Origin of the sequence: Rhizobium sophoriradicis, from assembly GCF_025200795.1 — a bacterium.
Lineage (GTDB): Bacteria > Pseudomonadota > Alphaproteobacteria > Rhizobiales > Rhizobiaceae > Rhizobium > Rhizobium sophoriradicis.
In genome coordinates this window covers 475,273-487,743 of record NZ_CP104154.1, presented here as the reverse complement: position 1 = coordinate 487,743, position 12,471 = coordinate 475,273, and the positions used below count along the sequence as shown (strand labels likewise).

The 12,471-nt window shown below is 63.7% G+C and carries 8 protein-coding genes; 4 read left to right on the top strand and 4 right to left on the bottom strand.

The window, feature by feature from the left end:
- The first annotated feature begins 10 nt into the window (after window positions 1-10).
- From N2597_RS27805 to N2597_RS27795, 3 genes are read left to right on the top strand one after another with little or no spacing between them, the layout of a single operon-like run.
- Complete coding sequence (locus N2597_RS27805) at window positions 11-1,138, top strand: NAD(P)/FAD-dependent oxidoreductase (protein WP_183602426.1); 1,128 nt, start codon at window positions 11-13, stop codon at window positions 1,136-1,138.
- Window positions 1,119-1,421 (top strand): (2Fe-2S)-binding protein, encoded by a 303-nt coding sequence (locus N2597_RS27800; RefSeq protein WP_077989051.1) that lies wholly within the window; start codon window positions 1,119-1,121, stop codon window positions 1,419-1,421. The genes N2597_RS27805 and N2597_RS27800 overlap by 20 nt, the downstream gene beginning before the upstream one ends.
- Complete coding sequence (locus N2597_RS27795) at window positions 1,418-2,920, top strand: NAD(P)/FAD-dependent oxidoreductase (protein WP_183602424.1); 1,503 nt, start codon at window positions 1,418-1,420, stop codon at window positions 2,918-2,920. The genes N2597_RS27800 and N2597_RS27795 overlap by 4 nt, the downstream gene beginning before the upstream one ends.
- A 238-nt stretch (window positions 2,921-3,158) precedes the next feature.
- Here N2597_RS27795 and N2597_RS27790 read toward each other — a convergent pair whose 3' ends face one another.
- The gene (locus N2597_RS27790; RefSeq protein ID WP_064685941.1) at window positions 3,159-3,515 is read right to left on the bottom strand and encodes a cupin domain-containing protein; all 357 of its coding nucleotides are present in this window, start codon (window positions 3,513-3,515) and stop codon (window positions 3,159-3,161) included.
- 295 nt (window positions 3,516-3,810) lie between these two features.
- Window positions 3,811-4,287, bottom strand: a complete 477-nt coding sequence (locus tag N2597_RS27785) for an Lrp/AsnC family transcriptional regulator (protein WP_040112276.1) — start codon at window positions 4,285-4,287, stop codon at window positions 3,811-3,813.
- Window positions 4,288-4,518: 231 nt separating this feature from the next.
- On the opposite strand from N2597_RS27785, the gene N2597_RS27780 reads away from it, so the two are divergent.
- Window positions 4,519-5,844 carry an NAD(P)/FAD-dependent oxidoreductase gene (locus tag N2597_RS27780; protein WP_077989049.1) on the top strand — a complete coding sequence of 442 codons (1,326 nt, stop codon included), beginning with the start codon at window positions 4,519-4,521 and terminating at the stop codon, window positions 5,842-5,844.
- 33 nt (window positions 5,845-5,877) lie between these two features.
- Here N2597_RS27780 and N2597_RS27775 read toward each other — a convergent pair whose 3' ends face one another.
- Entirely contained in the window at window positions 5,878-8,418 is a 2,541-nt protein-coding gene (locus N2597_RS27775) for a methyl-accepting chemotaxis protein (protein WP_183602422.1), read from the bottom strand.
- A 325-nt stretch (window positions 8,419-8,743) separates the two neighbouring features.
- A complete protein-coding gene (putA, locus tag N2597_RS27770) occupies window positions 8,744-12,451 on the bottom strand; it encodes a trifunctional transcriptional regulator/proline dehydrogenase/L-glutamate gamma-semialdehyde dehydrogenase (protein WP_183602419.1) in 3,708 nt (1,235 codons plus the stop codon).
- Window positions 12,452-12,471 lie beyond the last annotated feature (20 nt).

The following is a 12,471-nucleotide window of genomic DNA, read 5'->3' as shown; positions in this document are numbered from 1 at the left end:
AGCTAGCGGAATGGATTACGACATAATCGTCATCGGCGGCGGGCTCGTAGGCGTATCCATTGCCTGGGGTCTCTCGAAGTGCGGGCAGAGGGTCGCTGTCGTTGATGAAGGCGACGTTGCAGACAGGGCCGCCAGGGCAAATTTCGGTCTCGTCTGGAGCTCAAGCAAAGGTCTCGGCAACGCGGCCTACTCCCGTTGGTCGCGAACCTCCACAGCGAACTGGCACCAGCTAGCAGCCGAGCTCAAGGGAGAAACCGGCATCGACACTGGCTTCATCCAATCAGGCGGTTTCTCAATTCGGCTCACGCCAACGGAGCTGGAGCGCGGGATCGCATCCATGGCGAAACTCGCCAGCCAGCCGGGAATGGAGGCGGAAGGTACTCCGCCGCTCGAATATGAGATACTCGATCAGGCGGAGACACGCCGCCGCTTGCCGCTGGTCGGGGAGACGGTGGCAGGCGCGATTTTCAGTCCTCTCGATGGACACGTCAACCCGCTGCGGCTGTTCGCGGCCTTTCACAAGGCGCTGCAGCAGCGTGGCGTTCATTATCTGCCGCATCGGAAGACGACGGCGATCCGCCATCGGGCCGGCGTGTTCGAATTGACCGGGGACGGGTGGAGGCTGACTTCCGGCAAGATCGTGCTTGCGGCCGGGATCGGTAACACCGCCCTCGCCCCGATGGTTGGGCTGAACGTTCCACTCTCGCCCAGCCGCGGCCAAATTATCGTCACCGAGCGGCTGAAGCCCTTCCTCAGCCATGCCACCGGCTACCTGCGGCAGACAGACGAGGGCTCAGTACTGATTGGTGAGAGCAAGGAAGCGACAATCGATCACCAGCGGCCACGCGGCCCGATTTCCGCGGTCCTCGCCGAACGCGCTGTGCGCACATTCCCACTTCTGAGGGATGTGAAGTCGGTGCGGACCTGGGCGGCATTCCGTGTGGTCACGCCGGATGGCTACCCCATTTACGAGCAATCGGAGAGTTTTCCAGGTGCGTTTGCATTCGCCTGCCATTCCGGCGTGACGCTGGCGGCGAACCATGCGCTGGTCCTGCCGCGGCAAATTTCGGCCGGCGAGCTCTGCGCAGATCTCTCCGTCTTTCATTCCCGGAGGTTCCGTGTTCCAGCGGCTGCCTGACAGAACGGAGAGTTCTGTCTCCTTCACATTCAACGGCACGCGGACCACTGCCTGCAGCGGTGACAGCGTCGCCGCTGCACTGCTGGCTGCCGGACATTGCATCACGCGCCGCTCTCCGGTTTCCGGCGCTGCCCGCGCTCCTTATTGCATGATGGGCGTGTGCTTCGAGTGCCTCGTCAAGATCGACGGCCAAGCGAACCGACAGGCTTGCCTGATCACCGTGGAAGAGGGCATGCGGGTCGAAACGCAGGATGGCGCCGCCGTGGTAGGACAGCAAGCATGATCCGGAACATTCACTCCGCCATTGATCTCGCACCTGCCTACGACCTGATCATTGTTGGCGCGGGGCCTTCCGGCCTCGCGGCAGCCGTTGAAGCGTCGGCCCACGGCATCACCGTATTGCTGGCCGACGAAAACGAATCCCCCGGTGGCCAGATCTATCGGGCGGTCGACCGGGCTTCGAACGCCGATCTCGCGCGCATGGGGCCGGACTACGCTGCCGGTCGAACGCTGATAAAGCGGTTTCAGGCGGCAGACTTGAGCTATGCCCGTCGGGCGACGGTCTGGAGCGTCGGGCCTGCCGACGAGGAAACGGGCGACGGCGCGCATGGGCTCGAGGTCGGCATCTCGCTCGGAGGCATCGCTCGACCGATCGCAGCCCATCGCGTGATCCTCGCGACCGGCGCGCTCGAGCGTCCGTTCCCATTCCCGGGGTGGACCATGCCCGGGGTCATGACGGCGGGGGCGGCGCAGATCCTGATGAAGTCGTCGGGTCTCGTGCCGTCCGGGCGAACCATTCTCGCCGGGACCGGGCCCCTGCTGTATTTGCTGGCAAGCCAGCTTCTCCGGGCAGGCGTGTCCGTGATAGCGGTCGTCGATACCACGCCGGTCGAGAACTGGCGCTTTGCCCTGCCTCACGTGCTTGGCTTTGCCGCGTCGCCCTATGCCCTCAAGGGCCTGAAGCTCCTCTGGGAGGTTCACCGTCGAACCCGTGTCATCCGCGGAGCGACCGCGGTCGAGGCGGTTGGTTCCGGACAATTCAGCGCTCTAAGGGTTCTTCGCGGCAACAGGTCCTGGGACATTCCGGGCGACCTGCTCCTTCTGCACCAAGGGATCGCACCAAACCTCAATCTCGCGCTGGCGGCCGGCTGCGACTACGTCTGGGACGAGCGCCTGGCAGCCTTCCGCCCGGCCGTTGACATTTGCGGCGCAAGTTCGGTTCCGGGGGTCTCGATCGCCGGTGATGCGGCGGGAATTGTCGGGGCGGTTGCCTCGGCTCACCAAGGTGAGCTGGCGGGCCTGACTGCGGCGCTCGATCTCCATCGAATTAGCCAGGGTGTCTACGAACAGCGCCGCAACGAACTCGCACGAAAGCTCGCGCGCGCCCTCAGAGGCAGGAGTTTCATAGAGCATCGGTTCCGGCCCGCCAAAACATGTCGTGTGCCAGAAGACGACGGCACCATCGTCTGCCGCTGTGAGGAAATTACGGCTGGCAAGCTGCGTGAAGTTGCGGCGCTCGGCGTGCCGGGCCCTAACCAAATGAAGGCGTTCACCCGATGCGGAATGGGACCATGCCAGGGCCGTCTATGCGGTCTGACCGCGGTTGAGCTGCTGGCGCAATGCCGTGGCGTAGCGCCCGGCGAGCTCGGTTACTATCGGCTGCGCCCACCCATCAAACCGGTGACGCTGGGCGAGCTCGCCGCTTTGCCGCACACGGAGGCAGCCATCATCGCCGTCGCCGGATTCGTCGAAAGGGCCGCCGATAGTCCGCAGGACCACTGATCTCCCCTGCCGCTGTCGTCGGGGCATTGTCGTCGCGCTCATCTTGCGGCGCCGGCAAGAACCTGATGGAGCGTCCGCAGGCCGCAGTGGGGGCCATTCTGAGGCGGGCACGAGGAGCTGCTCGCGAGCCCCGCAACATTACAAGAGCGGGCAGATCATCGCCCTGGGCTTTTGAGGAGGCGCACCATCACGGCGGTTCAAAGGTGCGCCAGTCGTCGGCGCACCTGAGTTTTGCGGGTCACTCGTAAACACAAAGATAGATTTTGCGGACAGTCTCGATCGTGCGCCAAACACCGACGAAACCCGGCTTCATCACGAAGCTGTCACCAGCACGGTAGGTTTTCGTCTCCCCGCCCTTCTCCTCGATTTCTACGAGACCCGAAATGATGTGACAGAATTCGTAGGTCGTACCCTTGATCGAATGATGCTCGCCAGGCGTCGCTTCCCAGACGCCGGTTAACACCTTCTCTCCCTTAGAAGCATCCTGAGCCCAGGTCTTGAAAAAGGGATTGCCTGAAATGAGCCGCTCCGGTCCGGGGATCGCGTCCTTCGGCGTGAAATCCGGATCGGTGTCGATGGTAACCAACAGTGACATGTCATCTTCCTTCTTGGGAGGCGGTTCTGAATCTACGAGGCGGGGGGTAGACTGCTTCCGAGCGCGATGGGGCGGCGGCCAGGTTGAGCAATACGGACCACCTATTGCCTCTAGGGTGGATCGTGGTGTCACCCGAGATTAAGGCAATGCGGAAGCCAGCGTTGCCGAAGAAGGCCTCGCTTTAGTCGATAATTTCGAAATCTATCCACGACCCAGCCAAACCTGCCGGCTGCTGCGACAGCTGTCACCGAGGAGACAACATGCGGGCCATAAATCTCCGAGCGATGCGCGCTCTTTAATGCGGAAACAGCGTGGTCAGCGGCATGTGGGCTTTGATGATCGGCGACTTCAGGACGACGAAACTGAAATATTTGTCGATGCCGACGTCCATGTCGGTGAGCCGTTCCATGATCGTCTGGTATTCGTCGATGCCGGCGGTGACGAATTTCAAGAGATAATCATAGCCTCCGGAAACCAGATGACATTCGATCACCTGATCGACCTTCTCGATTACCGCGAGGAAACGGGCGAAGTCGATCTGCCGATGGTTCTTCAGCGTAATCTCGGTGAACACGGTGAGCGTCTGACCGAGCTTGCTGACATTGATCTGAGCCGAATAGCCTTCGATGTAACCTTCGGATTGCAGCTTCTTCACCCGCATTAGGCACGGGCTCGGCGACAGGTTGACCAGCTCGGCCAGTTCAACATTGGTGACGCGGCCATTCTTCTGCAGTTCGTAGAGGATTTTTATGTCGATCCGGTCGAGTTTCATCACGCGCCTTCGTGTGCTTGAGATCGCCAATGACGCAGCAGATTATGCTGCGGCTTTCCAACACCGAGCTTAACATATACCAAGGCGGTGTCGATCAGATTGCGGGACATGGCGAAGCACAAATGGCTGCCGGGCTCCCCGCAAGACAGAATCTTCTGCTGCCGCCGGTCGATCTCCGGCAAAGGCGTGGCTTAGGATCCGTTAGACTAGCCCTGAACCGGAGACCATGCCATGCCCGCACCGCTAACGCGCGTCGACACCACACCAGAGATACCTTCTGCCGCCGATGCGGTGGTGATCGGCGGCGGCATCGTCGGCGTTTTCGCAGCCTATTATCTCGTCCGGCGCGGATTGAAGGTCGCCCTGATCGAGAAGGGCCGGATCGGGGCGGAACAGTCGAGCCGCAATTGGGGCTGGTGCCGGCAGCAGAACCGCGACGCACGGGAATTGCCGATGTCGACGAAGAGCCTCGACCTGTGGGAGCAATTCGCGACCGAAACCGGCGAGGAGACCGGCTTCCGGCGCTGCGGTCTTTTCTATCTTAGCAACAGTGAGGAGGAACTATCCGGCTGGGCTAGCTGGCGCGATTTTGCCCGGTCGGTCGGCGTCACGACTCATATGCTGAGCGGCGCGGAAGCAACCGAACGGGGGCGTGCCACCGGCGCCGCGTGGAAGGGCGGGGTGTTTTCACCAACGGACGGAATCGCCGATCCGGCCAATGCCGCGCCGGCCGTCGCGCGTGCGATCCTGAAGCTCGGCGGCACAGTGCATCAATCCTGCGCAGCGCGCGGCATCGACATTGAAGGCGGCAGGCTTGCGGGTGTCGTTACCGAGCACGGCACGATCCGGACAAAAGTCGCAATCCTGGCTGGCGGGGCCTGGGCCTCCTCCTTCTGCCGGCAACTTGGCATTCGATTTCCGCAAGCGTCGATCCGCTCGTCGATCCTCTCGGTGTCACCAGGTGCGAGCGGCCTGCCGGATGCGCTGCATACATCGGCGGTTTCCGTGACGCGTCGTGGCGATGGCGGTTACACTTTGGCGATCAGCGGCCGCGGTCGCGTCGATCCCACTGCGCAGCAGCTCCGTTTCACGCCGCAGTTCCTGCCGATGTTCGCCCGGCGCTGGCGGAGCCTCGCGCCCGGCGGGTTGGAGGGGATTCGTTCCGGTCATGAATCCCTGGCGCGCTGGCGGCTCGACAGCCGGACGCCGATGGAGCGCATGCGCATCCTCGACCCGGCAGTCGACGCGGCCACCATTGCTCTGACGCATGCGCGGGCGCTTAAGCTTCTGCCTGCCTTGAAGGGCACCGGTATCAGTGCAGCCTGGGCGGGCTATATCGACAGCACGCCCGACGGCGTGCCTGGGATCGGTGAGATCGCCACCCTCCCCGGCTTCATCCTCGCTGCGGGCTTCAGCGGTCATGGCTTCGGCATCGGACCCGGTGCCGGTCATCTGATTGCCGACATCGTCACCGGCGATGAGCCGATCGTCGATCCGCGGCCCTACCATCCCAGCCGCTTCGCGGCGTCCGCCTGGGGCAAAGTCGCCGATTTCTAAAGGCGCGCCCCAACGGAAAGACATAGACGCCGCTCAGGAGGCCAGGGCGATCCGCTGGCCGGCGGCCTGTGAAGCCTTGCGGCCGTCGGCGGTCTGGAAGCGGGAGATGCGTTCGTTCAGCAGTTCCACCTGCTGCCGGAGCCGGTGAATTTCCGCGGTATTTTCCTCGACCATGGCGGCATTGTGCTGGGTAATATGCTCGATGTCGCGAACGGCGTTGTTGACCTCGTCGATCCCCTTGTACTGGGTACTCGTGGCCGTCGAAATGACCTGCACCAGCCCGTTGATCGAGGTGAAGTGTTCCATGATCGCCGAAAGCGCCTCGCCGGTCTCTTCGACGAGCCGAACGCCGGTGCCGACCTGCGACGCGCTGTTGGAGATCAGATCCTTGATCTCGCGGGCGGCCTTGGCGCAGCGCTGTGCCAGCTCGCGCACTTCCTGCGCGACAACGGCAAAACCCCTGCCTGCCTCTCCCGCGCGCGCCGCCTCGACGCCGGCATTGAGTGCGAGAAGGTTGGTCTGAAAGGCGATCTCGTCGATCACGCCGATGATGCTGGTGACCTTGTCCGACGACCGGTTGATGGCGTCCATGGCCTCGACGGCCTTGGCGACGACGGCCGCGGAATGCTCCGCCTGCCGGTGCGCCTCTGCGACGGAAACCGACGTCTGGCGCGCGTTTTCGGCAGTCGTGCGGACGCTGGCGGTCAGCTCGCCGAGCACGCGTGAACTGTCTTCGAGAGCGGCCGCCTGCTGTTCCGTGCGCCGCGCCAGATCGTCGGCCGCACCCGAAAGATTGGTGCTGCCCTCGGCGATTTCATAGGTGGTGTTGCGAACCTCGGCGAGTGTGCGGCGCAACGCATCGATCGCCTGGTTGTAGGTCCTGGCCATCGCGACATAATCGGCGGCCAGCTCCTCGCTCATCACGGCAGCGAGGTTGCCGTCGGCGAGTTTGCCGAGCATGTCGGACAGCGCGTCCAGGGCCTCGCTCTGCTCGGCTTCGATGCGGGCCTGCTCGGCCGCGCGGCGGGCCTGTTCCTGTTCGTCCCGCGCCCTGTTCGTTTCAGCGACCTCTTCGAGCCTCGTCTTTTCGAGCGCCTGGTCACGGAAGACCGTCACGGAGCGGATCATATCGCCGATTTCATCGCCGCGCTTGCCGTCGCCGATCGGAACATTGAGATCGCCGGCAGCAAGTCTCGTCATCGTCTGGGTGATCCGCTTCATCGGTCCGCGCAGCGTCTCGATCAGCATCAGGCCGCCGATGATGGCAAGCACCGTGCCCGCAATCATCGCCGAGAGCGACATTGTGGCCGAGCGCTGGCTGATTTCCTTGCCGCTCTCCTGCGCCGTGCTGACGAACTGTTCGAGCGTGTGACTTGCGTCTGCAACCAGCTCCGTCGCCGCCTGCTTGTTGCCCTGCCACCGATCGGCGATCGATATCAGTGCCGAGGTACCCTTTTCGATCAAGATAAGGGAAGGCTCGATCTTCTTGGCAAGATCCTTCAAAGCGGCGTTCTTGCCGCTCAAGGGCTCCAGCTTTGCAGCGCTTTCGCGCAGGGCCTTCAGATCCAATAGAACCGCATCCCGCGAGGCGGCATCGACCCGCCTGTTCAGTTCGCTCAGGTGCAGTCGCAGATCGTCGATCGATTTGAAAGCGGCATTGACGATCGCCACCATCGAGCGAAGCGTTGCTATGCTCGCATCCATTCCGGCAAAACGCTCGATCGCTGTATCCGCATTCCCGGAAGCAAGTTTTGCAAACTGCTCTTCGAAACGCTGCAGATCCTGGTCGACGGGAGCATAGGCGTCGAGCGACAGATTGGCGCTGTCCTTCGCCATCGCGGCAAGCTTGTCCAGAAGCGGCTTCAGCAGAGCGATCTGGCCTTTCGCCTTATCGGAGCCAAGCGCCTCGCTCTCGCCGACTTCCTTGACGAGCGGCGGCAGAAGGTTGCCGATAGCTTGGCCAAGCTTCTGAGGGTCGGCTGCGGCTGCGGTCGCCTTGCGCAATTTCGCAACGCGTCCCGAGAGATTCTTGTAGGCCGAGGCGTCGAAAAGAAGTGCCCGGACGAAAGCCTCCTTGCCGTTGGCCTGGTCCTGAAGAACGTCGAGCTGCTTGCGGGCGGTCTGGCTTTCCTTGAAAAGTTGCGCTACCGCCCCGTCGATCGCCAGTTCGGTGTTGGCACGCTCCTGCGCCACCGCCCAGAGCGCGTCGGCGCCGCCCTGCATCTTAGCCCCGAGTTCGCGCACGGCGGCGATCTGCTGTTTCTGGGCGGGATCGATCAACATGGCATCGAGCGTCGCCGCGCCCTTCTGCTGATCGGCAATGCTGGCCACCAGCCGATCGCGCGTGGCCGGGGCCGGAAGATCGGTAAAGGCGGTCAGCGAGGAGCGCAGCTGCTGGAAACTGGAAAGCGTATCGATCGTCTGCCGCGTCAGCGTCATCTGGCCATTCAGCGTACCAGCCGTGAAATAACCGAACAGGCCGATGCCGGCGATGAGGATGACGAGAGGCACCACGAAGAAGAGGACCTTCGTCACGATCCGCATACGCTGCAACAGTCGATCAATCAACGACATAAGGAAGCCCCCGCCCCATGAAAATCGCCTCTTTCTCCGGCGCGACCCCTCGCATCGGCGACAGCGTATATTCGCTGCCCCGGACCGGCGAGGTCACACATGATGGGGCGACGATAATCGTAACTCTTAAAAATATGGTCAATGGTGTCGAGTTTGCTCGAGAGCCACGCGAGCGCACCCTCCGATCTCCCGACAATCTCGCACTTTCCTTGGCATCAGGATCTGCTGCCCTATCAGCGGAGGCAGATGCTCGGCACAGGGCCGAGCATGAAGAAAGAGGAGTGGGCACAGACTGAGGAAGCATGTCCGCGCCCTCGAACTTCACTCAGCCGATCGCCATCAGGCTGGCATTGCCGCCGGCAGCGGCGGTATTAATCGAGGTCGAGACCTCTTCCAACAGCCAGTTCAGGCAATAGGCCTCAGGATCGCCGGCAAGCTCTTCGCTCGTGGCGGCCTGAACCAGGAGAAGCGGACCGGGCAAAGCCGCGATCCTTTTGTTGACCGCGTGGACCCTGTCGCGATCGCCCTCGACGAGCGCGCCCGAGAAAGGTCCGTCCTTTTCCCAGTCCGAGGTCCAGGAAAAGCGGCTTGCGACCGCCGCCGGAAGATCGGCGAGCGCCGATTTCGAGAGGGAACCGGCATCCACCGCGACATGATTGCCCGTTGCAAGGGCTGCGGCGATCTGGCGATAGAGCCCGCTCTCCGTCTGCGGCACGAGCAGAATGCGGCCGCGCGGGTGCAGCGCGTAAAGATTGCGCTCGCCGACCGGGCCGGTGAGCTCGCGTTCGAGCCCAAGTGCCGAGCGGCCGGCATAACCGCGCGCCGCCTCCCCTTCGCCCGTCAGGCCCTTCTTGTCGAGCCAGACGATGTAATCGCGAAGGGCAAGGTCCGTATGAACCGAATCCTGTTGCGGCGGCACCGGCGCGCGCTGCACCAGGCGGCCGATATAGAGCGGACCGCCCGCCTTCGGACCCGTTCCCGACAGGCCGCGGCCGCCGAACGGCTGGACGCCGACGACGGCGCCGATAATGTTGCGGTTGACGTAGAGGTTGCCGGCCTTGATGCGGCTCGTCACATGCGCGATGGTTTCGTCAAGCCGCGTGTGAAGTCCGAATGTGAGGCCGTAGCCCGAGGCATTGATGTCGTCGATCAGGCGGTCGAGCCCGTTTCTCTTGAAGCGGTAAACGTGCAGGACCGGTCCGAAGACCTCCTTGGTCAGATCCGACAGCGACTTGATCTCGATGATCGTCGGCGGAACGAAGGTGCCCGCCGCAGCACTTGCGGGCAGCGCCAGCTGCTCCACCTTGCAGCCGGAGCCGCGCATCTGCGCGATATGCTCGTCGATCTCGGCCTTGGCGCCGTCGTTGATGACGGGGCCGACATCGACGCTCAGGCGATCGGTCCGGCCGACCGTCAGTTCACGGAAGGCGCCCTTCAACATGGCAAGCGTCCTGTCGGCGATATCGTCCTGAAGGCACAGAACCCGAAGAGCCGAGCACCGCTGGCCGGCGCTGTCGAAAGCAGAGGCAATGACGTCGGCGACGACCTGCTCGGCCAATGCCGAGGAATCGACGATCATGCCGTTCTGACCGCCGGTTTCGGCGATCAGCGGGATCGGTTTGCCGCTCGGCGACAGCCGTTCGGCCAGTTGCGCCTGGATCATGCGGGCGACCTCGGTCGAGCCGGTAAACATGACGCCGGCGGTTTCAGGAGCCCCGACCATGCCGGCGCCGAGCCGGCCGCTGCCGGGCACGAATTGCAGAGCGCCGACCGGCACGCCCGCCTCGTGGAGAATCTTGACGCTCTCCGAGGCGATGATCGGCGTCATGCCGGCGGGCTTGGCCAGCACGGGATTGCCGGCCACGAGGGCGGCGGCCACCTGTCCGGTGAAGATCGCCAGCGGGAAATTCCACGGGCTGATGCAGACGATGGGCCCAAGCGGCGCGTGGGACGGCCCGAGGGTCTTGCGCGCCTGTTCGGCGTAATAGCGCAGGAAGTCGATCGCCTCACGCACTTCGCCGACGGCGTTTGCCGCCGATTTGCCGGCCTCGCGCATGACGATGCCCATCAGGGTCTTGATGCGGGCCTGCATGATGTCGGCCGCCCGCTCCAGGCAGGCCGCCCGTTCGGCCGGCGGCACGGCCGCCCATTGCGGTGCATAGTCGGCCGCCATCGCAACGATGCGGGCGGCCTCTTCGACCTTCAGCTCGGTGACCGTGCCGACGACGTCGCGGTGATCGGCGGGATTAAGGACGTCGCACGTCACCCCATCGGTGGAACCGTCGGCGAGGATCGGAAGCGCATGCCACGGGTTCGCGGCCGTGGAGGCGAGCGCCTGCGCCAGATCCGTCAGCGTCGCCTCGTTCGAGAGATCGAGCCCGTCCGAATTGGCGCGAGCATGGCCGTAGAGCGCCTTCGGCGCAGCGATCTGCACATGAGGAGCGCCGACGACGGGCATAGCCGCAACGGTCTCGGCGGGATCGGCGATCAGCGCCTCGACCGAAACGTTCGGATCGGAGATGCGGTGCACGAAGGAGGAGTTGGCGCCGTTTTCCAGGAGGCGGCGCACCAGATAAGCGAGCAACGTCTCATGGGTTCCGACTGGCGCATAGATGCGGCAGGGGCGGTCGAGCTTTTCCTTGCCGACGACCTCGTCATAGAGCGGCTCGCCCATGCCGTGCAGGCACTGGAACTCGTATTTGCCGACCGCGAAATCGGGACCGGCGAGATGATAGATCGTCGCCAGCGTCTGCGCATTGTGGGTCGCGAACTGCGGGAAAACCGCATCCGGCGCACCGAGCAGCTTGCGCGCGCAGGCGATATAGGCGACGTCGGTGTAGATCTTGCGGGTATAAACGGGATAGTCCTCGAGGCCATCCAGTTGGGCGCGCTTGATTTCCGCATCCCAATAGGCGCCCTTGACGAGACGGACCATCATCCGGCGCCCGGACCGGCGGGCGAGATCGATAATGTAATCGAGGACGAAGGGGCAGCGCTTGCCATAGGCCTGCACGACGAAGCCAAGCCCGTTCCATCCGGCAAGCTCCGGCGCGAAGCAGAGCTCCTCGAGCAGATCGAGCGAAAGCTCCAGCCGATCGGCCTCCTCGGCATCGATATTGAGGCCGATATCATAGGTCTTGGCGAGAACGGCGAGCGCCTTGACCTTGGGCAGCAATTCTCCCATTACGCGACCGGCCTGCGCCCTGACATAGCGGGGGTGCAGCGCCGAAAGCTTGATCGAGATGCCCGGGCCGTCATAGATGCCGCGTCCGTTCGAGGCCTTGCCGATGGCGTGGATCGCCTTTTCATAATCCTTGAAATAACGCTCGGCGTCGGCGGCCGTCGTCGCGGCCTCGCCGAGCATGTCGTAGGAATAGCGGAAGCCACGCGCTTCGAGCGGCCGGGCGCGCTTCAGCGCCTCCTCGATCGTCTCACCGGTGACGAACTGCTCGCCCATCATGCGCATCGCCATATCGACGCCGCGGCGGATGACCGGCTCGCCGGCGCGCGCGATCAGCCGCGTCAGCGCTGCCGACAGGCTGCGGGCGTTGACCGTGGACGTCAGCTTGCCGGTGACGACGAGGCCCCAGGTGGCGGCGTTGACGAACATCGATTTGCCGCCGCCGATATGGGAGGTCCAGTTGCCCTCGGCGATCTTGTCGCGGATCAGCGCGTCGCGGGTGTCGGTATCGGGAATGCGCAACAGCGCTTCGGCAAGGCACATCAGCGCCACGCCTTCCTGGCTGGAGAGCGAATATTCCTGCACGAGCCCTTCGACGCCGGTGCCCTTGTGCTTGGCGCGCAAGGCTTCGATCAGCGTGCGAGCGGTGCTGCGGATGTCATAGCGTTTCGCCTCGGAAACGCGCGCGGCCGCAACGAGGGGCGGCAGGCATTCGGTTTCCGGACGGCGATAGGCTGCCGTGATCGCCTGGCGAAGTTCCGATTGCGGCCGGATCGGCGGCGCAAAAGCGGCGAACGGCGCGCCGCCGGCAGGTTCTTTGGAGGATGCGGGGTCGATCGCTGCGTTCAACATGGGAAATCCCTGATCAGTGA